Genomic DNA, 23,561 nt, shown 5'->3' on the forward strand with positions numbered 1-23,561 from the left:
CGCCGGGGGCCTGCTCCGTCAAAAAAGGGGGCCGGTGCCACGTCAGCCGCTGAGGCGGCTGGCACCGGGAAACGAGAAGTATTCCACAGCCCGTGCAGCGATCGCCTCGCCGTGCTCCTGCACAAAGTGCCCCGCATCTGGCAGCACCACGGGTTCAGGACAGCCCTGGATGGTTTGCTGCAGGGCGCGCATGGTGGGCAGGCCCAGCACCGGGTCCTGGGCGCCCACCACCATCAGGCTCTGGCCCTGCCACTGGTGTTGCCAGAATTCGCGGGCCGCGCGCGACAGGGCTGCGCCCGGATCTTCGGTAGCGGCGGGTACGCGCTCCGGGAATGCGCGCAGCGCAGCGCGGTAGCCTTTGTCGGGGAACGGCGCGTCGTAGGCCGCACATTCGGCAGACGTCAGGTGCGGGTTGCCACGCGCCAGCAAGCGCCCTACCCCATACAGCGGTTTGTCGCGGCACATCGCGCGCCAGTCCACAAAACCCTTGGGCAGGGGCACGTCACCCGTGGCCAGCAAGGTGTTCATCACCAGCAAACCGTTGAACCGCTCGGGCATCGCCATGGGCAGGGTCAGGCCCAGAATACCGCCCCAGTCCTGCACCACCAGCACCACATTGCGCAGATCCAGCCGTTCGATCAACTCCATCAGCACCTGGCGGTGCCATTCGAACTGGTGGGCGCCCTCTTTCTTGGGTTTGTCGCTTTTGCCAAAGCCGATCAGGTCGGGCGCCACCACGCGGTCGCCTGCGGCCAGAAAGGCGGGCAGCATGCGGCGGTACAGGTAACTCCAGGCCGGGTTGCCATGCAGGCACAGCCAGGTGCGGGGCGCAATCATCGGGTCTGGCGGGCCCTCGTCCAGATAGTGCAAACGCAGGCCCGCCAGACTGGGCAGGTCGCTCATGTACTGCGGCGCCCAGGGGTAGCCCGGCAAGTCCACAAACGCCGCATCGGGCGTGCGCAGGGCATCGTCGCGCAGCGGGTGGCGGGCCAGCGCCTCGGTGCGCTGCTGGCGGCGGCGCTGCACAAAAAAGTGGCTCAGCAAGCTGCCACATTCTTCGGCCAGCACGCCGCCCAGCACCTCGGTCTGGTGGTTGATCTCGGCATGGCCAAACAGGTTGAGCACCGAGCCTGCCGCACCCGTCTTGGGCTCCGTGGCGCCATACACCACCCGCGCCAGGCGTGCATGCAGCATGGCGCCGCTGCACATGGCGCAGGGCTCCAGCGTCACATACAGGCTGCAGCCGTCCAGGCGGTAGTTGGCGAGGCGCTGGGCCGCCGCGCGCAGCGCCACGATCTCGGCGTGGGCCGTGGGGTCGTGGCCCTGCACCGGGGCATTGCGGCCTGTGGCGATCACCTGGCCGTCCTTCACCACAATGGCGCCCACGGGCACCTCGCCCGCCTGCGCGGCCGCCTGCGCCTCGGCCAAGGCCAGGCGCATCCAGTGGGTGTCGTCAGGGTTTTCGCCCGTCATTTCAATATTGATAGCAATAAAATGAATACAGCCGGGCGGAAGCGGCCATTTTTATTCACTATTTAGCGGCATCCTCGGGCATGGGGCGGGCCTGCTGCATCAGGCCTTCCATTTGCTGCTTGACCTGTTGCTGCACCTGCTGGCTTTGCTCACGCACGGTGGCTGGGGGTGCCGATGCGGGAGCGGCCCCGGGCGCCGCTGACTGCAGCGCGGGCACCGGCGCACGCGTGGCAGACAACTGCTTCTTGGCCAGCAGGCCCACGATGGCCAGCACCACGACCAGCCCGACCAATCCAAACACTGCGCGCATAAGCCTGCTCCTTGTTGGGCAACAACAGCCCCTTTGCTACGCGCCCGACTGTAAAGGCAAACCCCGCACGCAAAAACGGCCGCTCGCGGCGGCCGTCAGGTGCAGCGCAAAGGCCACAGAGGGAGTGAACTTTTGTAGCGAGCGGCTGCCAGGCTAGGCGGACGGAGCGCAGGAACCGGAGCGTACTGCCTGTACGTGAGGATTCCGAGCACCGCCCAACGACGCATGGCGGCCACGCAGTAGAAAGTTCTCCCCCTCTCAGTTCAGCGCCACGCGGCTGCCGTCCTTGAAGGTGTAGAGCGTCACGGCGGGCGTCGTCAGCTCGCCCTTGCTGGTGAACGCGATGTTGGCGGTCACGCCCTTGTATTCGGTCTTGGCCAGGAACGGTGTGAACACCTTGGGGTCCACCGAGTTGGCGCGCTTCATCGCGTCGGCCAGCACCATGGCGGCGTCATAGGCGTAGGGGCTGTAGATCTGGAACTGGCCGGGGAACTTGGCGTCGTAGCGCTTCTTCCAGTCCGAGCCGCCTTGCATCTTGTCCACCGATGCACCGCCGGTGGCGCAGGTCACGTTCTTCAGGGCCGGGGTCTTGCCCGACAGCTCGGGCAGCTTTTCGGTACACAGCGCGTCGCCACCAAAATACTTCACGTTGCCCAGGCCCAGCTGCTCCATCTGGCGCAGCATGGGGCCCGCCTGCGCGTCCAGACCACCGTAGAAGATCGCGTCGGGCTTCTTGTTCTTGATGGCGGTGAGGATGGCCATGAAGTCGGTGGCCTTGTCGTTGGTGAACTCCTCGGCCACCACCTTCAGGCCCTTTTGTTGCGCCGTGGCCTTGAAGACCGAGGCCACGCCCTGGCCGTAGGCCGTGCGGTCGTCGATGATGGCCACGCTCTTGAGCTTCTGGTGGTCTGCGCCAAACAGCGCCAGCGCTGCGCCCAGCGCGTTGTCGTTGGCGATCAGGCGGAAGGTGGTCTTGTGGCCGGGCTTGGTCAGGTCGGGGTTGGAAGCCGAGGCCGTGATGTGCGGCAGATCGCACTTGGCGTAGACGGCCGATGCAGGAATGGACGTGCCCGACTGCAGGTGGCCCACCACGCCTGCGACCTTCTGGTCGCACAGCTTCTGCGCCACGGCAGTGGCCTGGCGCGGGTCGCCCGCGTCGTCTTCGGCCGCAATTTCAAACTTGATCTTCTTGCCGCCGATGACGAGGTTCTGGGCGTTCAGGTCGTCAATGGCCAGACGCACACCGTTTTCGGTGTCTTTGCCGATGTGGGCAATGCCGCCCGACACGGGGCCCGCGTGGGCGATCTTGACGGTTTGCACGTCCTGAGCAGAAGCCAAGTTGGCGGCCAGCGCAATGGCGGTCAGCGCAGAAATGCGGAACAGGGGCGAGGAAGCAAAAGCAGGACGAAGCACGGTACGAGGTCTCCAGAATCAGTCAAAGCAGGCATGTTGTGCACCGATCTTGTACACAACAAGTCCAGCATCCTAGCCATGCCAGCGGTCATTTGCTGCACTTGCTATGCAAACTTAGCAATTTGCTCCGGCATTAACCACGCTAATGGGCAGACCTCCCCCAGGCATATTGCGGGGCACGCTGGGATAATCACGCCCCATGTCTCTCCTGCCCCACCAGCTCGAACTGCTCTCCCCCGCCCGCGATGCCGACATTGGCATCGAAGCCATCAACCACGGCGCCGATGCCGTCTACATCGGCGGCCCGGCCTTTGGCGCACGCGCGAGCGCGGGTAACGACATCCGGGACATCGAGCGCCTGGTGAAACACGCGCACCGCTTCAACAGCCGCATCTTCATCACACTCAACACCATCCTGCGCGACGATGAACTGGAGGCCGCGCGCCAGATGGCCTGGCAGGTGTACGAGGCGGGCGCTGACGCACTGATCATCCAGGACATGGGCCTGCTCGAAATCGACCTGCCCCCCATCCAGCTGCACGCGAGCACCCAGACCGATATCCGCACGCCCGAAAAGGCCCGCTTTCTGCAGGACGCAGGCCTGTCGCAGATCGTGCTGGCGCGCGAGTTGACGGTGCAGCAAATTGCGGCCGTGCACAAGGCCCTAGGCCCAGTGGATGCGCCCGGCCGCGCCAACATCGAGTTCTTCATCCACGGCGCGCTGTGCGTGGCCTACAGCGGCCAGTGCAACATCAGCCATGCGCAAACCGGCCGCAGCGCCAACCGCGGCGACTGCAGCCAGGCCTGCCGCCTGCCCTACCAGGTGACCGACGCGCAGGGCCGCTTCATTGCGCACGACAAGCATGTGCTGAGCATGAAGGACAACAACCAGAGCGACAACCTGCGCGCCCTCATCGACGCGGGCGTGCGCAGCTTCAAGATCGAGGGGCGCTACAAGGACATGGGCTATGTGAAGAACATCACCGCCCACTACCGCACGCTGATCGACGAGATCCTGGAAGAGCGCGAGAGCGCCGGCCGTCCGCTGTCGCGCTCGTCCAGCGGCGCCACCACCTTCACCTTCACGCCCGACCCGCTGCAGAACTTCAACCGCGAGTTCACCGACTACTTCGTGACCGGCCGCAAGGAAGACATCGGCGCTTTCGACAGCCCCAAGAACCCGGGCCAGGCGATTGGCTGGGTGACCAAGGTGGGCCCCGACTTTGTAGAGCTGGAAGTGAGTGACCCCGCCACCGTGCTGCACAACGGCGACGGCCTCTGCTACTACGACCTGCACAAGGAACTGGTGGGCATGGCCATCAACGTGGCCGAGCCCGTGTCGGCACGGTCCGTGGGCCAGTGGCGCGTGTACCCCAAGGACCCGATGGAGGGCTTCAAGGACCTGCGCAAAGGCACCGAAGTCAACCGCAACCGCGACATGGACTGGGTGCGCACGCTGGAGAAGAAGTCCAGCGACCGCCGCATCGGCCTGTGGGCACACCTGAGCGAGACGCCCACTGGCTTCAGCCTGATGCTGACCGACGAGGACGGCAACGTGGGCTGTGCCGAGGTACAGCAGCCGCATCAACCCGCCACCGACGCCACCAAGGCCGAGGCCAGCCTGCGCGAGCAACTGGGCCGCTTTGGCGCGACGGTGTTCGCGGTGCACGACATTGCACTGCAGTTGTCGCAACCCTGGTTCGTGCCCGCCTCGGTGCTCAACGCGCTGCGCCGCGATGCGGTGGCCGACCTGGAGGCGAACCGTGCCCGCAACTTTGCCCGCCTGCCGCGTGCCACGCCGGTCGAGCCCCCTGCGCCCTACCCTGAGGACACGCTCTCGTTCCTGGGCAACGTGTTCAACCACAAGGCGCACGACTTTTATGTGCGCCACGGCGTGAAGGTGATCGATGCCGCCTATGAGGCGCACGAGGAGGAAGGCGAAGTCAGCCTCATGATCACCAAGCACTGCGTGCGCTTCAGTATGAGCCTGTGCCCCAAGCAGGCCAAGGGCGTGACGGGCGTGCAAGGCACCGTCAAGGCCGAGCCGCTGATGCTGATCAACGGCAAGGAAAAGCTCACCCTGCGCTTTGACTGCAAACCCTGCGAGATGCATGTGGTGGGCAAGATGAAGAAATCGGTGCTCAACCAGCACGCCAAGGAGACGGAGGCGCTGGCCGTGCCGCTGCAGTTCTACCGCACAAGGCCTGACCCCAAAACGCTATCAAAAACATAGCTTATTGCGCTTGCCAGATAAGCGCTAGAGCCCAAAAACATGCTCAAAGCGCGTGCAGGCACTGCGCATAAGCTCATAGCCAACGATTCGACCCACGCGCACCGCTCCGGTGCAAGAATGGCTGCCGCCGCCCTGCAATGCACGTGGAGGCGGCCCCGCACAGCGCCTGCTGTCCCCATTCTTGCCACCAGGAGAAACGTCCGCATGAAGATCGAAACCCTTGCCGTCCACGCTGGCTACAGCCCCGACCCCACCACCAAGGCCGTGGCCGTGCCGATCTACCAGACGGTGGCTTACGCGTTTGACAGCGCTCAGCATGGCGCGGACTTGTTCGATCTGAAGGTGCCGGGCAACATCTACACCCGCATCATGAACCCCACGACCGACGTGCTCGAAAAGCGCGTCGCGGCGCTCGAAGGCGGCATCGCCGCGCTGGCCGTGGCCTCGGGCATGGCGGCCATCACCTACGCCATCCAGACCATCGCCGAGGCGGGCGACAACATCGTGTCGGCCAGCACGCTGTATGGCGGCACCTACAACCTGTTTGCCCACACCCTGCCGCAGCAAGGCATCATCACCCGGTTTGCCGACCCGCGCGATCCGGCCAGCTTCGCGCAGCACATCGACGCGCGCACCAAGGCTATCTTTATCGAGTCCATCGGCAACCCGCTGGGCAACGTGACCGACATCCGCGCGCTGGCCGATGTGGCCCATGCGCACGGCATCCCGCTGATTGTGGACAACACGGTGCCCAGCCCCTACCTGCTGCGCCCCATCGAGCACGGCGCCGACATCGTGGTGCATTCGCTCACCAAGTACCTGGGCGGCCACGGCAACAGCGTGGGCGGCGCCATCGTGGACAGCGGCAAGTTCCCGTGGGCCGAACACAAGGCCCGCTTCCCGCGCCTGAACGAGCCCGACGTGAGCTACCACGGCGTGGTCTACACCGAGGCACTGGGCCCCGCCGCCTTCATCGGCCGCGCGCGCGTGGTGCCGCTGCGCAACACGGGTGCGGCGCTGTCGCCGCAAAGTGCATTCCTGATCCTGCAAGGCATTGAGACCCTGGCCCTGCGCATGGACCGCATCTGCGACAACACACTGGCGCTCGCAAAGTACCTGCAAAGCCACCCCAAGGTGGAATGGGTGCGCTACGCGGGCCTGCCCGACCACCCGGACCACGCGCTGGTGCAGCGGCAGTCGGGCGGCAAGGCATCGGGCATTTTGAGCTTTGGCCTCAAGAGCTCTGATGCGAACCCGCGCGCAGCCGGGGCGCGCTTCCTCGATGCGCTGCAGCTCTTCACGCGCTTGGTGAACATCGGCGATGCGAAGTCGCTGGCGACGCACCCGGCGTCCACCACCCACCGCCAGCTCAACCCCGAAGAGCTGGCCAAGGCGGGCGTGAGCGAAAGCATGGTGCGCCTGTCGGTGGGCATTGAGCACATCGATGACCTGCAGGCTGACCTGGTGCAGGCACTCGACGCTGTCTGAACCATCGGCAACCGCCGACCCCGGTTGCGGGATACTGGAGGGCCTGCCCCGCAGATCGCGGGGTGCCCTGATTCAAGATCGCCATGTCCCGCCTATCCCCTCTTGCACCGATCACTCTCGGCCTGCTGCTACTGACCGGCTGCAGCTCCACCCCATCCATTCCGCCGCGCGGAGCGGATGTGACCGATTCCCACGTCGCCAGTTTCCGCCAGAAGCAAGACGAGCAACTGTTGCAAAAGCAGGTGTCGCCTCCGCTGGATGCGCCTTTGACGCTGCTGGAGGCGCCGCCACCGCGCTACCCGTCCTTCCTGCTGAATGACACCTCGCTCCAAGCACGCGGCGATGTGACGGTGTCGTTCGAAATCATGCCCAGCGGGCTGGTCGGCACTGTTCGCGTGCTGTCGGGCACGGGGGATGATGCCCTGCACAAGCCAGCGATCGACGCGGTGCGCCGCTGGAAATTTGCCCCACTGCTACGCAACGGGGAACCTGCCCGTCTCATCCTGCAGCACACCTTCCGCATGGACCCTGAGCGCGTCAGATAGCGCGGTAACGCCACTCATGCGTCACACGTCACGCGCAAGGCGCAGGCCACTGTATTGCCAGCGTGCCGTGGCAGGGAAGAAATTGCGGTAGGTGCTGCGTGCGTGCCCCGGCGGCGTAGCGCACGAGCTGCCGCGCAACACATACTGGTTGACCATGAACTTGCCGTTGTATTCGCCCACGGCGCCGTTGGCCGCGCGAAAGCCAGGGTAGGCGGCATAGCTGGACTGCGTCCATTGCCAGGCGCTGCCGAAGAGCTGCTCCAGGGCCTGCCCATCTGAGCTATCCGCTCCACCGGCCCCGGAGGCTAGCGCCGCATGCTCCCATTCGGTTTCGGTGGGCAAGCGTGCACCCACCCAGCGCGCATAGGCGTCCGCCTCGTAGTAAGACAGATGGACTGCCGGCAGCCCACCGTCCAAGGGCTGCAAACCGGCCAAGGTGAACTGGTGCCAGGCGCCACCGTCCGGTCGATGCCAGTACAGGGGGTGGTCCAGGCCCTGCGCCACACGCCAGTCCCAGCCTTCGGCCAGCCAATGGACAGGGTTGCCATAGCCCCCGCCCTCCACGAACGCCATCCATTCCGCGTTGGTCACCAGCCGCGAAGCCAGCGCGTACGGGGCCAGGTAGGTGCGGTGGCGGGGCGCTTCGTTGTCGAAGGCAAAGCCATCACCGCGATGGCCGATGTCCACCAATCCGCCCTCCAGCATCAACCACCCAAAAGGTGCTTGCGCTGGCGCCAGGGTAAGGTCCCCGGCCTTGTCGGCATCGGTTCCGTACGCCGGATGTGTGGGGTTGCACGACAGCAGGTGCTTGATGTCCGTCACCAAAAGCTCCTGGTGCTGCTGCTCGTGCTGCAGGCCCAGCTCGATCAGCGCGCACAGCGCTGCGTTGTCCTGCACGGTGGGCAGCAGGCGCGCCATGCGCTGGTCCACGTTGGCACGGTAGGCCAGCACCTCCTCCAGTGAAGGCCGGGTGAGCAGCCCCCGCTGCGGGCGCGGGTGCTTGGCACCCACACCGTTGTAGTAGGAGTTGAACAGCACGCGGAAAGCCGGGTTGAACGGCGCAAAGCCCGGCTCGTTGGGCTCCAGCACAAAGGTCTCGAAGAACCAGGTGGTGTGCGCGAGGTGCCATTTGGCGGGGCTGGCGTCCGGCATGGACTGCGCACCGCAGTCCTCGGCCGACAGGGGCGCGACCAGCGCGCGGGTGTGCCCCCGCACGGCGGCATAGCGCGACAGCAGCACGGTGAGCGAAGCGCCAAAATCCATATTGGTCATACAAAAAACCTTCAGGGCCTGGCGTGCACCACGGCAAACCAGCCACGGTCGTCGGTCCACGCCTGGGCTTGTGAGAACCCGGCGCGCTCCAGCATGTCTGTGAACACGCGCAGGGGGTACTTGTAGCTGTTCTCGGTGTGGATGCGCTCGCCCTGGTCAAACCGGCGGCCCCCGCCGGGCCAGTGCACGTCAAAGTCCGCCATGGCCTCCAGGTGCATCTCGATGCGCGACTCGCCCTGGTTGAAGAAAGCGCGGTGCTGCCACTGCTCCACATCGAAGTCGCTGCCGATGAGCCGGTTCACATGCCGGAGCACGTTGCGGTTGAAGGCGGCCGTCACGCCCGCCGCATCGTCGTACGCGGCTTCGAGCACGTCCACGTCCTTGGGCAGGTCGATGCCAATCAGCAGGCCACCGTCGTCGTCGATCAGCTCGCGCATGTGGGTCAGCAGGTCCAGCGCATGGGGCGGGTCAAAGTTGCCGATGGATGAACCCGGGTAGAACACCAGCCGCCCGGTGCGCGGAATGTCGTCAGGCAGGGCCACGCCCTGCGTCATGTCGCCGCCCACGGCCCGCGCATCGAGACCAGGGAAGTCGTCGCGCAGGCCCTGCACTGCCGCCTGCAGAAAGTCGGCCGAGATATCCACCCCCACAAAACAGGCGGGCTGCACCAGCCTGCACAGGGTGCGGGCCTTCTGGCAGTTGCCTGCGCCCAGCTCGACCAGCGTGCGCCCCACGCCCACGGCGCGGGCGATGTCGGCCGCGTGCTGGTGCATGAGCGTAGTTTCGGTGCGGGTGGGGTAGTACTCGGGCAGACGGGTGATTTCCTCGAACAAACGGGAGCCGTGCTGGTCGTAGAAATACTTGGGCGAAATGCGCGCGGGCCGCTGGTTCAGGCCACGCGTGATGTCGTCTGTGGGGCTGGGCAAAGGCATGGGTTGTGTCGAGGTGTCTCGCGCGGCGCATATGCACCGCTGGTTCATCCAACGGGACCGCCCTGGAGCCCTGTGCGCTCCCCCGCAGACCATCCCGCGCCCGGGCGGGGGCATACAACAACCTTACCGCCAGTCGGCCATTGTGCGCCGCCTGAATGACATTGTGTGCACACCGTGGGCAGGCAGCGCCCGCGCGCCAGTCGGCAAGGCCTGGCGCTCCACCCCACAATGGACCAGCAAGTGGTCAAATGGCCGGGCACTTTCGCCCGGCGCCTTGCTCCAACGCCGCTGTGTCTACCCCTCAGCAGGAGTGCCCATGCCTATCCGCCCGAGTCTCTGGCCATCCAGCCCGCTTTCTGCCCCCGCAACCCCCCCTGGCCCGGCCACAGGGCCCACGCGGCGGCGCCTGCTGCGGCAGGGGCTGTGGGGCAGTGCCCTGGTGGTGGCCCCGGCCCTGGTGCCTGCGGCCATGGCGCAAGGGGCCCTGGCCCCCACGCCCCGCCAGACCGAGGGGCCGTACTACCCGGTCCGGCTCCCTGCGGACAGCGACGGCGACCTGCTGCGCAACGGCCTGATGCGCTATGTGGACGGCCAGCCCGTGTGGGTGGAAGGCCGGGTCACCGACACGCAGGGCGTGCCCCTGGCAGGTGGCACGGTCGAGATCTGGCAGTGCGATGCAGACGGCCACTACCACCACCCCGGCGATGGCAATAAGGCCGCCCCCGCATTCCAGGGCTTTGGCCGCGTGGTGCTGGGCCGCGACGGGCGCTACCGCTTTCGCACCATCCGGCCCGCGCCCTACACGGGGCGCACGCCCCACATCCACTTCAAGGTGCGCCTGCCCGAACGCGAGTTGCTGACCACACAGATGTATGTGGCGGGCGAGCCAGGCAATGCCAGCGACTTCCTCTGGCGCCGCTTGAGCGCAGCAGAGCGTGCGGCACTGACGGTACCGTTCGCCCCGTCGGCCGATGGCATGCGGGCCGAGTTTGCGCTGGTGGTGCAGGCCTGATCGGCTGCCAACCACCACAATCCAGAACCCCTTCTGTTCAACCCGCTCCACCGCATGGACTCCGTCACCCAACTTGTCCTGGGCTCTGCTGTCAGCATCGCCACCCTGGGCCGCCGTACCGCCGTGTGGAAGGCCGCGCTCTGGGGCGGCATTGCCGGCACGCTGCCCGACCTGGACGCGCTCATCGACCATGGCGACGCCATTCTCAACATGGTGCTGCACCGCTCGGAAAGCCATGCCCTGCTGTACCTCACCTTGCTGTCCGCGCCGCTGGCCTGGCTGGTGTCGCGCCTGCACCGGGAGCCCAGCCTCTTCACCCGCTGGTGGCTGGCGTTGTGGCTGGCGCTGGTCACCCACCCCTTGCTCGACTGGATGACGGTGTACGGTACACAGCTGCTGCTGCCCTTGACCAGCACGCCCTATGCCGTGGGCAGCGTTTTCATCATCGACCCGCTGTACACCCTGCCGCTGCTATTGGGCGTGCTGCTGGCGCTGCTGATGCGCCACGGGCGCGGCATTGCCTGGGCGCGCATGGGGCTGGTGCTGAGCACGGCCTACCTGGGCTGGAGTGTGGCTGCACAGCAGATGGCTACCCAGCGCTTCATAGCGGCCGCCCCCGTGCCACAGCTGGCGCCTGGGCGGTTGCTTGTCACGCCCGCGCCCTTCAACACCCTGCTGTGGCGCGCCGTGGCAGTAACGCCTACGCACTACTACGAGGCCTACTACGGGCTGCTGGACGGAGACCGCCCCGTGCGCTGGACGGCCCATGAACGGGGCGCAGACCTGTATGAACGCTACCAGGGCAACGCCCTGGTGGACCGCATCGCACGGTTCAGCCACGGCTTCTTCAAGATGAGCGAGGCCGGGGGCGAAGTCTTCATCACCGACCTGCGCATGGGCAACGAGCCCACCTACACCTTTCACTTCAACCTGGGCACCCCTGCAGAGATGGCGGGCGGCCAGCGCCCCACCACCCAGCAGTGGCAACGGCCCGACCTGGCCGCCGCCCTGCCCTGGCTGTGGGCGCGCACGTGGGGGGCCGATGTGGTGCTGGCACCGCCGCAGGCAGCGCGCGGGCAGCCGTAGGAGCCCGCGCACTCAAGCACAGGTGTACTGCCCAAAGCAGCGGCATCTGTGCCTTGTGAAGAGGCTGCCTGCAGCCTACGCTGGACCTCTTCGCTATCGCAAAACCACGCCATGCCCCACCACCGCACAGGCTTCCACAAGAATCGACCGCCCAATGCCGCCGAAGCAATGATCAGCGCCGTAGCGCCACAGCCCTGCCAAGGCAGTGGGGTGGCCGTATGACACCCACCACCCTGCTGGTGTTCTCGTTGGTGGCGCTGGTGGCCATTGCCACGCCGGGCCCTACGGTGCTGCTGGCGCTGGCCAATGGCGCGCGCTATGGCGTGCGCCGCGCCTTGCCGGGCATGCTCGGCGCGATGGTGTCCGACTTCGTGCTCGTGGGCGCCGTGGCGCTGGGGCTGGGCGCGTTGCTGGCCGCGTCGGAGTTCTGGTTCTTGGTGGTGAAGTGGCTGGGCGCTGCCTATCTGGCCTGGCTGGGGTGGCGGCTGCTGCGCTCCCAAGGCGGCCTGGACCTTGCATCCGCAGGGGACTCCCCGGGCGCCGCAGGGGCGGTAGCCACGCCGGGCGGCATCTTCCTGCGCTCGTTTCTGGTGGCGGTCACCAATCCCAAGGGCTATCTTTTCTGCTCGGCGCTGTTGCCGCAGTTCATCAATGCCAACGCACCACAGTGGCCACAGTACGCGGCCATTGCGGTGGTGTTTGCCAGCCTCGACTGTGTGGTGATGCTGGCCTATGCGCTGATCGGAGCGCGTGCCATCCGGCTGCTGCAACGCCGTGCAGTGCGGTGGCTGGACCGCTGCTGCGGGGGCGCGTTGCTGGCACTGGCCGCCTCACTGGCGTTGTACCGCCGCAGTGTGGGCTGACCAGCGCCGCCGCAAAGGCGCTTGCCGGGCGATGCCCGCCACCACCGGGGTGATGGCGAACGGCGCCTCAGAAGCGCCAACCCAGACCCACGCCCACCAGAACAGGGTCTACCTTGAAGGTGCCCAGCTTGGCACCACCCGCAGTCACATCGGTCTTGATGAAGACCTTCTTCACGTCGAAGTTCAGGTACAGGTTCTTGGCCAGCGGGATGTCCACGCCCACTTGCAGCGCGGGGCCGAAGCTGTTGCGGTCGATGTCCACACCGGCGGGCAGGTTCACGCTGGAGAAGCGCGTGTAGTTGATGCCTGCGCCCACATAGGGCTTGAAGCCAGAGACATCAAAGTGGTACTGCGCCAGCAGTGTCGGAGGCAGGTGCTTGAGCGTGCCGATGGCTGCGCCACCCGCGCTGAGCGTGTGCTTTTGCGGCACCGTGAGGATCAGCTCTGCCGCGATGTTCTTGTTGAAGAAGTACGTGATATCGACTTCAGGAATCGCCTTGTTGTTGACCGTGAGGCCCAGGGGCGTGCTGTCCTTGTTGGCGCTGTCCAGGTGCACCGCACGTGCACGGACCATCCAGGGGCCTTCAGCCTGTTGCGCCAGGGCAGCGCCAGAGGACAGGACACACAAGGCAGCTACAGCCAGCAGGTTCTTTTTCATGGTGATTTCGCATCGGTTGGACGGGGACGACCCCCGTGCATGTATTGAACCGCTGCACCTGCTCACCGGCCTTGCCCTAACTCAAGACCTCCGTACTAACCCTTAGACCTACATCAAGGCATACCCATTTTCACGCTGTGGACTTGCCGCGCAGGCGCTGCACCAGCGTCACCCCGGCCAGCAACAGGCCACCGGCCACAATGCCCACCACCGCGTTGAGCAGGTTCTCTGCCACCACCTTCCACACCGCACCTGCGGGCCATTGGCCTGCAGCAGCAGCGGCGGCCTCGACGGCATGGTGAAGTGCGGGCACGCCGTGCACCAGAATGCCGCCGCCCACCAGGAACATCGCCGCCGTGCCCGCCACAGACAGGCCCTTCATCAACCAGGGCGCTGCACGCAGGATGCCCCTGCCCACGGCGCGCGCAGCGCTGCTGGCCTTGTTGCTGAGCCACAGGCCCAGGTCATCCAGCTTGACGATGCCCGCTACCAGGCCATACACGCCGATGGTCATGATCACCGCGATGCCCGACAGCACGGCCACCTGCTGCGCAAAGGGTGCAGCAGCCACGGTCCCGAGCGTGATGGCGATGATTTCGGCGGACAGGATGAAGTCGGTGCGCACCGCACCTTTGATCTTGTCTTTTTCGAATGCCACCAGATCCACCGCCGGGTTGGCATTGGCCTTGGCATGGCTTTCGTGTTCGGCAGCGTCCTCATGCTCAGCATGCAGCAGCTTGTGGGCCACCTTTTCAAAGCCCTCAAAACACAAGAATGCCCCGCCAACCATGAGCAGCGGGGTCACGGCCCAGGGCGCAAATGCGCTGATGAGCAGCGCGGCAGGCACCAGGATGATCTTGTTGATCATCGAACCCTTGGCAACGGCCCACACCACCGGAATCTCGCGCTCGGCGCGCACCCCGGTCACCTGCTGGGCATTGAGCGCCAGATCATCCCCCAGCACCCCCGCCGTCTTTTGCGCAGCCACCTTGGTCATCACAGACACATCGTCTGCCATGGCCACACTCTTCTTGGCCGCCACTTTGGTCATCACGGCCACGTCATCCAGAATGGTGGCGATATCGTCGAGCAGGGCAAGCAGGCTGCCAGAGGCCATGGGAGGTCCTTGGAATGGATGAAAAGCGCCGACTATAGCAATGACCCACATCAATCCTGCGGATATCTACGCCCCATGAAAAACGGGGCCGCAGCCCCGTTCCCAGTCACGCTTTCTGCCTCAACGGCAGGCGGGGTCAGCCTACCCACTTGCGCGCATTGCGCCAGATGCGCATCCAGCCGCTGTACTCGGCCTTGTCCTCGCTGGTCCAGCTCGTCTGCACGTTGCGGAACACACGCTCGGGGTGCGGCATCATGGCTGTAAAGCGGCCGTCGGCCGTGGTCACGGCCGTGAGACCGCCCGCGCTGCCGTTGGGGTTGAACGGGTACTGCTCGGTAGCACGGCCGTGGTTGTCCACGTAGCGCATGACGGCGATGGCCTTGTCGGCGTTGCCCCGGTACTTGAAGTTGGCATAGCCCTCGCCGTGCGCCACCGCAATCGGCAGGCGGCTGCCCGCCATGCCTTGCAGGAACAGGCTAGGCGATTCGAGCACCTCCACCAGCGACAGGCGGGCCTCGAAGCGCTCGCTCTGGTTGGTGGTGAAGCGCGGCCAGTCTTGCGCGCCGGGGATGATGTCGGCCAGCTCGGCAAACATCTGGCAGCCGTTGCACACACCCAGGCCGAACGTATCCGTGCGGCCGAAGAAGCCCTGGAACTGTGCGGCCAGCACGGGGTTGAACGTGATGGAGCGCGCCCAGCCAATGCCCGCGCCCAGCGTGTCGCCATAGCTGAAGCCGCCGCAGGCGACCACGCCCTTGAAGTCTTCGAGCTTGACGCGGCCAGTCTGCAGGTCGGTCATGTGCACGTCGTAGGCCTCGAAGCCCGCCTCGGTGAAGGCGTAGGCCATTTCGATGTGCGAGTTCACGCCCTGCTCGCGCAGGATGGCGACCTTGGGTTTGGCGAGGTTCAGGTACGGCGCGGCCACGTTGTCGGCGGCATCGAAGGTGAGGTGCACATGCAAACCCGGGTCGGCGGGCTCGCCCGCTGCGGCGTGCTCGGCATCGGCATTGGCAGGGTTGTCGCGCTGCTGGCAGATCTTCCAGCTCACGGCGTCCCACACCTGGTGCAAATCGGCCAGCTTGGCGCTGAACACGGACTTGGCATCGCGCCAGACCTGCAGTTCGCCCTTGCCGGCGTCGATTTCTGACGATACGGGGCGCGTCTTGCCGACGAAGTGGCTGAACTTGGACAGGCCATGCTCACGCAGGGTCTGCATCACGTCATTGCGTTCGCTGGTCTTGACCTGCAGCAGCACCCCCAGTTCTTCATTGAACAGCGCCTTGAGCGTGAGTTCTTCGCGGCGCGCGCTCACCTGCTGTGCCCAGTTCTTGGCGTCGCCGGTTTCCATGCGGCTGTCGCTGATGCCGTCGCCTTCGGTGACCAGCAGGTCCACGTTCAGCGCCACACCCACATGGCCCGCAAAGGCCATTTCGGCGGCTGCCGCCAACAGGCCGCCATCGCTGCGGTCGTGGTACGCGAGGATCTGGCCCTTGGCGCGCAGCGCGTTCACGGCGTTGACCAGGTTGACCAGGTCTTTGGGGTCGTCCACATCGGGCACCACGTCGCCGCTTTGGTCCAGCGTCTGGCCCAGGATGCTGCCGCCCATGCGGTTCTGGCCCTTGCCCAGGTCGATCAGCACCAGTGTGGTGTCGGCCTCGGTGGCGTCGAGCTGGGGGGTGAGCGTGCCACGCACATCGGACAGCGAGGCGAAGGCGCTCACGATCAGGCTGACGGGCGAGGTGACCTTCTTCTTGTCCGAACCTTCGCTCCACTGCGTGCGCATGGACAGGCTGTCCTTGCCCACAGGGATGGAGACGCCCAGCGCGGGGCACAGCTCCATGCCCACGGCCTTCACGGTTTCGTACAGCGCGGCGTCTTCGCCGGGCTCGCCGCAGGCAGCCATCCAGTTGGCCGACAGCTTCACGCGCGGCAGCTCGATGGGCGCGGCCAGCAAGTTGGTGATGGCTTCGGCCACCGCCATGCGGCCCGAGGCGGGCGCGTTGATGGCGGCCAGCGGCGTGCGCTCGCCCATGCTCATCGCCTCACCCGCAAAGCCCTTGTAATCGGCCAGCGTCACGGCGCAATCGGCCACGGGCACCTGCCAGGGGCCGACCATCTGGTCGCGGTGGCTGAGGCCGCCCACCGTGCGGTCGCCAATGGTGATGAGGAAGCGCTTGGACGCCACCGTGGGGTGGGCTAGCACGTCGATGACGGCCTTTTGCAACGGCACGCCGGTCAAGTCCATGGGCGCGAACTCGCGCGCCACAGTGGTCACGTCGCGGTGCATCTTGGGCGGCTTGCCCAGCAGCACGTTCATGGGCATGTCCACGGGCAGCTTCTGGTCGTCGGCCGTGGCGGCGGGGTCGTGCAGCACCAGTTGGCGCTCTTCGATGGCGGTGCCGATCACGGCAAACGGGCAGCGCTCCCGCTCGCAGAAGGCTTTGAACTGTTCCAGCGATTCAGGAGCAATCGCCAGCACGTAGCGCTCTTGCGACTCGTTGCTCCAGATTTCCTTGGGCGCCATGCCGGATTCTTCGAGCTGTACGGCACGCAAATCGAAGCGCGCGCCCCGACCTGCATCGTTGGTCAGCTCAGGGAAGGCGTTCGACAAACCGCCCGCGCCCACGTCGTGGATGGCCAGGATGGGGTTGTTGCTGCCTTGCGCCCAGCAATGGTTGATGACCTCTTGCGCACGGCGTTCGATTTCGGGGTTGCCGCGCTGCACCGAGTCAAAGTCCAGCTCGGCCGCATTGGTGCCGGTGGCCATGGAGCTGGCGGCACTGCCGCCCATGCCAATGCGCATGCCAGGGCCACCCAACTGGATGAGCAGCGAGCCAGCGGGGAATTCGATCTTCTTGGTCAGCTCGGCGTCGATCACGCCCACACCGCCCGCGATCATGATGGGCTTGTGGTAGCCGCGCTGCACGCCGCCAACTTCCTGCTCGTACTCGCGGAAGTAGCCGTTCAGGTTGGGGCGGCCGAATTCATTGTTGAACGCGGCGCCGCCCAGAGGGCCTTCGACCATGATCTGCAGCGGGCTGGCAATGTGCTCGGGCTTGCCCACGGCGCTGCCCCAGAGCTTGGACACGGTGAAACCCGTGAGGCCCGCCTTGGGCTTGGAGCCCCGGCCGGTGGCGCCTTCGTCGCGGATCTCGCCGCCCGCGCCGGTCGATGCGCCCGGGAAGGGCGAGATGGCCGTGGGGTGATTGTGGGTTTCCACCTTCATCAGCACATGCTGGGTAACGCTACTCTTTTGATAGCTATTAGCGCTAGATGGTTGCGCGGTAGCGGCCATTTTTGCCACAAATCGCTCGACCTGATGGCCTTCCATGACCGAGGCGTTGTCCGAATACGCAATCACCGTGTGCTGGGGTGCCAGCTGGTGGGTGTTGCGGATCATGCCGAACAGGCTCTTGTCTTGCGCCACGCCGTCGATGGTGAACTGGGCGTTGAAGATCTTGTGGCGGCAGTGTTCACTGTTGGCCTGCGCAAACATCATCAGCTCCACGTCGGTGGGGTTGCGCTTCAGGCCATTGAAGGCGTTGACGAGATAGTCGATTTCATCATCGGCCAGTGCCAGACCAAAGCGGGTGTTGGCGGCCTCCAGCGCAGCGCGGCCACCGGCCAGCACATCCACATGCTCCATGGGGGCAGGCTGCAGTTCGGTGAACAGCGCGGCAGCGGCGCTGCGGTCGGCCACCACCGATTCGGTCATGCGGTCGTGCAGCAAGGCGGCGACTTGGCCCAGTTGCTCGGCGGTCAGCTCGGGCGTCTTGCCCAGCAGGCCCGATTTCAGGCTGATGCGGTATTCGGTGATGCGCTCGACGCGGCGGATAGCGATGCCGCAGTTGCGCGCAATGTCGGTGGCCTTGGAGGCCCAGGGCGAGAGCGTGCCCAGGCGGGGCGTGACGATGAGGACGGCGCCGTCCTCGGGGCCTGCGTAAGGGTCGCCATAGGTCAGTAGCGCAGCCAGACGTTCTTGTTCAGCGGACGTGGGGGCCGCATCGGTGGCGACCAGGTGCACGAAACGCGCTGCAATGCCACTGATCTTGGGGTGGATCGCCTCCAGGGCGGGTTGAAGTTGCTGGGCGCGGAAGGAGCTGAGGGCGTTGCCGCCCGCCAGCGTGGTCATGTGCAAGGTCACGGTAGCGGCCTGTTGGGGGGTGTCAGGGGTAGAGGGTGGCTCCGGGCGCCAGCGTGCAACCAGCACCGGAGCCTTCCATTTTACCGGGCATGGCCCGCCCGCTGCGCAGCCGGGGGGCCAATGGGATAATCGGGGGATGAGCATCACCATCAAAAGCGCCGAGGACATCGAGGGCATGCGTCTGGCCTGCCGCCTGGCCTCCGAAGTGCTGGACTACATCGCCCCCCACATCAAGCCCGGCATCACCACCAAGGAAATCGACCGCCTGGGCGCCGAATGCATGGCCCAGCAGGGCACCATCTCGGCCACCGTGGGCTACCAGCCCCCCGGCTACCCGCCCTACCCGGCTTCGCTGTGCACCTCGGTCAACCATGTGGTGTGCCACGGCATCCCCAACGACAAGCCGCTCAAGAAGGGCGATATCGTCAACGTGGACGTGACCGTGATCACCAAGGATGGCTGGTACGGCGACAACAGCCGCATGTACATGATCGGCGAGTGCTCGATTGCCGCCAAGCGGCTCACCGCCATCACGTTCGATGCGATGTGGCACGGCATCGTGCAGGTCAAGCCCGGCGCCCACCTGGGTGATATCGGCCACGCGATCCAGAAGTTCGCAGAAGCGCAGGGCTTCTCCATCGTGCGCGAGTTCTGCGGCCACGGCATCGGCAAGAAGTTCCACGAAGAACCCCAGGTGCTGCACTACGGCCGCCCCGGCACACTCGAAAAGCTGGAGCCCGGCATGGTCTTCACCATCGAGCCCATGATCAACGCGGGCCGCCGCGAGGTGAAGGAACACGGCAACGACGGCTGGACCATCGTGACCAAGGACCACAGCCTGTCGGCCCAGTGGGAGCACACGGTGCTGGTCACGGAGACGGGGTACGAGGTGATGACGCTGTCAGCGGGCTCGCCCCCGCTGCCACCCTTTGTGACAGCCACCAAGACCTGAGGCGACTGCGGGGCCACCCGCTCCCGCGCACCAGGCAGCCGCTTGCACAACTCTTGCATGGCTTTTTCATGGCCTCCCACGATACTTACCGACCATGACTGAACTCCATGCCCTGCGCGACGCCTACCGCAGCGACAAGGCCGCCCTGCTGGCGGCCATGAAAGCCACCGGCGCATCAACACGCGGCATCCGCGTGCTGCTGCGCAAGCTGTCGTCACTGGCGGGCAACCTGCTGCAGACCCTGTGGCAACGCGCCCAGCTGCCCGACGACATGGCCCTGGTGGCAGTGGGCGGCTTCGGGCGCGACCAACTGTTCCCCTATTCCGATGTCGATGTCCTGCTGCTGCTGCCCGACGGCGCGGCGCCCGAGGCCGGCAGCGCCTTGCGTGCAAAGCTGGAAGGCTTCATTGGCAGTTGCTGGGACACGGGCCTGGAGATCGGGTCGAGCGTGCGCACCGTGGCCGAGTGCCTGGCCGAAAGCGCGGGTGATGTCACGGTGCAGACCTCGCTGCTCGAATCGCGGCTGGTGTGCGGCAATGCCGCACTGTTTGCCGAATTCCAGCGCCAGTACCGCGCGCAAATGAATCCCCAGGCCTTCCTGGTCGCCAAGACCCTGGAAATGCGCCAGCGCCACAACAAGTACGAGAACACGCCCTACTCGCTGGAGCCCAACTGCAAGGAGTCGCCCGGTGGGCTGCGCGACCTGCAGATGATCCTGTGGGTCTCACAGGCCGCCGGACTGGGCCGCAACTGGAAGGAACTGGCCGCCAGCGGCATGGCCACCGCCTTTGAAGTGCGCCAGATCGAGCGCAACGAGGCGCTGCTGTGCCTGATCCGGGCCCGCCTGCATGCGGCGGCCGGGAGGCACGAAGACCGCCTGGTGTTCGACCTGCAGACGGCCGTAGCCGAATCGTTCGGCTACCGCTCGCAGGCGCCCGATGGCTCGCGCCTGCCCATGCGAGCCAGCGAAAGCCTGATGCGCCGCTACTACTGGGCCGCCAAGGCGGTGTCGCAGCTCAGCCAGATCCTGCTGCTGAACATCGAAGAGCGCCTGAACCCATCGACGCACGAGCCGCGCCCCATCAACGAGAGATTCTTCGAGAAGGCGGGCCTCATCGAAGTGGCCAGCGACGACCTCTACACCCGCGACCCGCACACGATCCTGGAAACCTTTCTGCTCTACCAGACCACCGTGGGGCTCAAGGACCTGTCGGCGCGCACTTTGCGTGCGCTGTACAACGCACGCGGCGTGATGGACAGCGCCTTCCGCCGCGACCCGGTCAACCGCGATGCCTTCATGCGCATCCTGCAGCAGCCCTCAGGCATCACCCACGCCATGCGGCTGATGAACCAGACATCGGTGCTGGGGCGCTACCTGTGGCCATTCCGCCGCATCGTGGGGCAGATGCAGCACGACCTGTTCCACGTCTACACGGTGGACCAGCACATCCTGATGGTGCTGCGCAATGTGCGCCGTTTCTTCATGGCCGAACATGCGCACGAGTACCCGTTCTGCTCGCAGCTGGCTGCAGGCTGGGACAAGCCCTGGATCCTGTATGTAGCGGCGCTGTTCCATGACATTGGCAAGGGGCGCGGCGGCGACCATTCGCAGATCGGCGCCGAAGAAGTGCGGCGCTTTTGCCGCCAGCATGGTGTGGACCGCGAAGACGCCCGGCTCATCGAGTTTCTGGTGCGCGAACACCTGACCATGAGCACCGTAGCGCAAAAGCAGGACCTGAGCGACCCGGATGTGATCGCCGCATTTGCACGCCGCGTGGGCAATGAGCGCAACCTCACGGCCATGTACCTGCTCACCGTGGCGGACATCCGAGGCACCAGCCCCAAGGTCTGGAACGCCTGGAAGGGCAAGCTGCTGGAAGACCTGTACCGCGCTACGCTGCGCACCCTGGGCGGCCGCGCCCCCGATGCAGCCGCCGAGATCGAGGCCCGCAAGCGCGAGGCATTGGTGCTGCTGGCGCTCAACGCGCTGCCGTTCGAGGCCCACAAGGCCCTGTGGGCCACGCTCGACGTGAGCTACTTCATGCGCCACGACGCCGCCGACATTGCCTGGCACACACGCCATCTGTCGCGCCACGTGGGCACCGCCAAACCAGTGGTGCGTGCCCGCCAGTCGCTGGCAGGTGACGGGCTGCAGGTGATGGTTTACGCCGCCGACCAGGCCGACCTGTTTGCGCGCATCTGTGGCTACTTCGACCGCGTGGGCTTCAGCATCCTCGATGCACGCGTGCATACCGCCAACAACGGCTACGCGCTGGATACCTTCCAGGTGGTGGCCTCTTCCGCGTCCGAACAGCCCGGGCACTACCGCGAGCTGACCCACATGGTCGAGAGCGACCTGATGCGTGTGATCGAGGAAGGCGGCCCGCTGCCGGAGCCCGCGCGCAAGCGGGTCTCGCGCCGGGTCAAGAGCTTCCCGGTCGCCCCCCGCGTGACCCTGCGGCCCGACGAAAAAGCGCAGCGCTGGCTACTGGCCATCTCTGCCAGCGACCGTGCGGGCCTGCTGTATCTGGTGGCACGCATCCTGGCGCAGCACCACCTGAGCGTGCAACTGGCCAAGGTCAGCACCCTGGGTGAGCGGGTGGAAGACACCTTCCTCATCCAGGGCCCCGAGCTGCAGAACAACGCGCGCCAGATCCAGATCGAGACCGAACTGCTGCGCGAGCTATCGTCCTGACGGACTCCATGGGTGCCGCTGTCCGCTGACGCGCGGCACCCGACGGCCGGTCGCTTCAGTCGTCTTCCGCAGCTCCAATGTCGGGAAACAGCACTTCGGTGAACCCGAACTGCGTGAAGTCCCGCACCCGCATCGGGTACAGTTTGCCGATGAGGTGGTCGCATTCATGCTGCACCACGCGGGCATGGAAGCCTTCCACCGTGCGGTCGATGGGGTCGCCATAGGGGTCAAAGCCTGTATAGCGGATACGTGACCAGCGCGGCACCTTGCCACGCAGGCCCGGCACGGACAGGCAGCCCTCCCAGTCCTCCTCCTCTGCATCACCCAAGGGGGTGATGACCGGGTTCAACAGCACGGTCGGGGGCACCAGCGGCCGGTCCGGGTAGCGCGGATTGCGGTCGTTGGAGCCAAAAATCACCAGCTGCAAGTCCACACCAATCTGGGGCGCCGCCAGGCCTGCCCCGTTGACGGATCGCATGGTGTCGAACATGTCCCGCACGAGAAGATGCAGGGCGTCAGTGTCAAACTCGGTCACGGGCTGGGCAATGCGCAGCAAGCGCGGGTCGCCCATCTTCAGGATGGTGTGGATGGTCATCGGATGAAAAATCTCTGCAAAAGCGGGCGCGCAGATGCGCGCTGGCGTATGGGGCGCATGCAGCATAGCGTGCGGGCGGCCATTGCGCAGCAGGGCAACCTGCAAGCCCGTTCACAATATGCCCATGGCTACCATGCCTCCTGAAGACCCCTTGGGCGAGCCCCCCGAACCCTCGCCACGCCCCCTGCCCTGGCCCGTGCGCTGGCTGCTACAGGCCTTCGCCGTGTTGTGCCTGGTGATGGGGGCCATCGGCGTGGTTGTTCCCGGCCTGCCCACCACCGTGTTCATCCTCATGGCGGCATGGGCGGCTGCCCGCAGCTCGCCACGGCTGTACCGCTGGCTCTGGCACCACCGGCTGTTTGGCCCCTTGCTGCGCAACTGGGCACAGGGAGGCAAGGTCAGCCGCCGCGCCAAATGGAGCGCAGCACTCGTGATGTCCTTGAGTGCCGTAGTCCTGCTGCTGACAGTGTCGCGCCCATGGATCGTGGCAATGGCCATCGGGTGCATGGCCTGCGTGCTGGCGTGGCTGTGGCGCCGACCCGAGCCATCATGAAAGAACAAGGGTCGTGCCCGCGCCGCGCGACAAAGAAAATCAGGCCGATTGCACAAACCCACTACAAACGAGTTTTGAGCTGATTTTTGTGTATATAATCTAAGTCTTGTTCCTCGATAGCTCAGTCGGTAGAGCGCCGGACTGTTAATCCGTAGGTCCCTGGTTCGAGCCCAGGTCGAGGAGCCAAGAATTTGCAGGCCCTGCATGAGTGAAGCGGGGC

The 23,561-nt window shown here is 65.8% G+C and carries 18 protein-coding genes and 1 tRNA gene; 10 read left to right on the top strand and 9 right to left on the bottom strand.

Features of this window, described 5'->3' with window-relative positions:
• Nucleotides 1–42: 42 nt before the first annotated feature.
• The 3 genes from tadA to AvAM_RS16580 all read right to left on the bottom strand — a co-directional run bounded on the left by tadA (nt 43) and on the right by AvAM_RS16580 (nt 3,196).
• Nucleotides 43–1,473 (bottom strand): tRNA adenosine(34) deaminase TadA, encoded by a 1,431-nt coding sequence (gene tadA / locus AvAM_RS16570; RefSeq protein ID WP_137748070.1) that lies wholly within the window; start codon nt 1,471–1,473, stop codon nt 43–45.
• 58 nt (nt 1,474–1,531) lie between these two features.
• Nucleotides 1,532–1,783 (bottom strand): hypothetical protein, encoded by a 252-nt coding sequence (locus tag AvAM_RS16575; RefSeq protein WP_137748071.1) that lies wholly within the window; start codon nt 1,781–1,783, stop codon nt 1,532–1,534.
• Nucleotides 1,784–2,041: 258 nt separating this feature from the next.
• Nucleotides 2,042–3,196 carry a branched-chain amino acid ABC transporter substrate-binding protein gene (locus AvAM_RS16580; protein WP_137748072.1) on the bottom strand — a complete coding sequence of 385 codons (1,155 nt, stop codon included), beginning with the start codon at nt 3,194–3,196 and terminating at the stop codon, nt 2,042–2,044.
• Nucleotides 3,197–3,395: 199 nt separating this feature from the next.
• Here AvAM_RS16580 and AvAM_RS16585 point away from each other — a divergent pair, with 199 nt between their 5' ends.
• From AvAM_RS16585 to AvAM_RS16595, 3 genes are all read left to right on the top strand, one after another.
• Nucleotides 3,396–5,429, top strand: a complete 2,034-nt coding sequence (locus AvAM_RS16585) for a U32 family peptidase (RefSeq protein ID WP_137748073.1) — start codon at nt 3,396–3,398, stop codon at nt 5,427–5,429.
• A gap of 204 nt (nt 5,430–5,633) precedes the next feature.
• Nucleotides 5,634–6,917 carry an O-acetylhomoserine aminocarboxypropyltransferase/cysteine synthase family protein gene (locus AvAM_RS16590; RefSeq protein WP_137748074.1) on the top strand — a complete coding sequence of 428 codons (1,284 nt, stop codon included), beginning with the start codon at nt 5,634–5,636 and terminating at the stop codon, nt 6,915–6,917.
• A gap of 83 nt (nt 6,918–7,000) precedes the next feature.
• Nucleotides 7,001–7,462: an energy transducer TonB gene (locus AvAM_RS16595; protein WP_137748075.1), complete on the top strand. Its 462-nt coding sequence runs from the start codon at nt 7,001–7,003 to the stop codon at nt 7,460–7,462.
• Between the two features lie 21 nt (nt 7,463–7,483).
• On the opposite strand, the gene egtB is transcribed toward AvAM_RS16595, so the two are convergent.
• Complete coding sequence (gene egtB, locus AvAM_RS16600) at nt 7,484–8,734, bottom strand: ergothioneine biosynthesis protein EgtB (protein ID WP_137748076.1); 1,251 nt, start codon at nt 8,732–8,734, stop codon at nt 7,484–7,486.
• An 11-nt stretch (nt 8,735–8,745) separates the two neighbouring features.
• Nucleotides 8,746–9,666: an L-histidine N(alpha)-methyltransferase gene (gene egtD / locus AvAM_RS16605; protein ID WP_137748077.1), complete on the bottom strand. Its 921-nt coding sequence runs from the start codon at nt 9,664–9,666 to the stop codon at nt 8,746–8,748.
• 469 nt (nt 9,667–10,135) lie between these two features.
• On the opposite strand from egtD, the gene AvAM_RS16610 reads away from it, so the two are divergent.
• The 3 genes from AvAM_RS16610 (at nt 10,136) to AvAM_RS16620 (ending at nt 12,627) form a co-directional block, all read left to right on the top strand.
• The gene (locus tag AvAM_RS16610; RefSeq protein ID WP_249368185.1) at nt 10,136–10,678 is read left to right on the top strand and encodes a protocatechuate 3,4-dioxygenase; all 543 of its coding nucleotides are present in this window, start codon (nt 10,136–10,138) and stop codon (nt 10,676–10,678) included.
• A 54-nt stretch (nt 10,679–10,732) separates the two neighbouring features.
• Entirely contained in the window at nt 10,733–11,764 is a 1,032-nt protein-coding gene (locus tag AvAM_RS16615) for a metal-dependent hydrolase (protein ID WP_137748079.1), read from the top strand.
• A gap of 218 nt (nt 11,765–11,982) precedes the next feature.
• Entirely contained in the window at nt 11,983–12,627 is a 645-nt protein-coding gene (locus tag AvAM_RS16620; protein ID WP_137748080.1) for a LysE family translocator, read from the top strand.
• Between the two features lie 67 nt (nt 12,628–12,694).
• Here the strand turns inward: AvAM_RS16620 and AvAM_RS16625 are convergent, their stop codons facing one another.
• From AvAM_RS16625 to purL, 3 genes are all read right to left on the bottom strand, one after another.
• Nucleotides 12,695–13,285: an OmpW family protein gene (locus tag AvAM_RS16625; RefSeq protein WP_137748081.1), complete on the bottom strand. Its 591-nt coding sequence runs from the start codon at nt 13,283–13,285 to the stop codon at nt 12,695–12,697.
• A gap of 130 nt (nt 13,286–13,415) precedes the next feature.
• Nucleotides 13,416–14,402 carry a DUF808 domain-containing protein gene (locus AvAM_RS16630; protein ID WP_137748082.1) on the bottom strand — a complete coding sequence of 329 codons (987 nt, stop codon included), beginning with the start codon at nt 14,400–14,402 and terminating at the stop codon, nt 13,416–13,418.
• Between the two features lie 136 nt (nt 14,403–14,538).
• Nucleotides 14,539–18,546 (bottom strand): phosphoribosylformylglycinamidine synthase, encoded by a 4,008-nt coding sequence (purL, locus tag AvAM_RS16635; protein ID WP_137748083.1) that lies wholly within the window; start codon nt 18,544–18,546, stop codon nt 14,539–14,541.
• A gap of 136 nt (nt 18,547–18,682) precedes the next feature.
• Here purL and map point away from each other — a divergent pair, with 136 nt between their 5' ends.
• Nucleotides 18,683–19,498 carry a type I methionyl aminopeptidase gene (gene map / locus AvAM_RS16640; RefSeq protein WP_137748084.1) on the top strand — a complete coding sequence of 272 codons (816 nt, stop codon included), beginning with the start codon at nt 18,683–18,685 and terminating at the stop codon, nt 19,496–19,498.
• A gap of 94 nt (nt 19,499–19,592) precedes the next feature.
• The gene (locus tag AvAM_RS16645) at nt 19,593–22,193 is read left to right on the top strand and encodes a [protein-PII] uridylyltransferase (protein WP_137748085.1); all 2,601 of its coding nucleotides are present in this window, start codon (nt 19,593–19,595) and stop codon (nt 22,191–22,193) included.
• A gap of 55 nt (nt 22,194–22,248) precedes the next feature.
• Here AvAM_RS16645 and def read toward each other — a convergent pair whose 3' ends face one another.
• Nucleotides 22,249–22,788 carry a peptide deformylase gene (gene def / locus AvAM_RS16650; RefSeq protein WP_137748086.1) on the bottom strand — a complete coding sequence of 180 codons (540 nt, stop codon included), beginning with the start codon at nt 22,786–22,788 and terminating at the stop codon, nt 22,249–22,251.
• Nucleotides 22,789–22,912: 124 nt separating this feature from the next.
• On the opposite strand from def, the gene AvAM_RS16655 reads away from it, so the two are divergent.
• Together AvAM_RS16655 and AvAM_RS16660 are read left to right on the top strand one after the other, a co-directional pair.
• Nucleotides 22,913–23,341: a YbaN family protein gene (locus tag AvAM_RS16655; RefSeq protein WP_375708160.1), complete on the top strand. Its 429-nt coding sequence runs from the start codon at nt 22,913–22,915 to the stop codon at nt 23,339–23,341.
• Between the two features lie 110 nt (nt 23,342–23,451).
• Nucleotides 23,452–23,527 (top strand) — tRNA-Asn (locus tag AvAM_RS16660).
• Nucleotides 23,528–23,561 lie beyond the last annotated feature (34 nt).

This window comes from Acidovorax sp. NB1 (genome assembly GCF_005405905.1).
GTDB lineage: Bacteria > Pseudomonadota > Gammaproteobacteria > Burkholderiales > Burkholderiaceae_C > Acidovorax.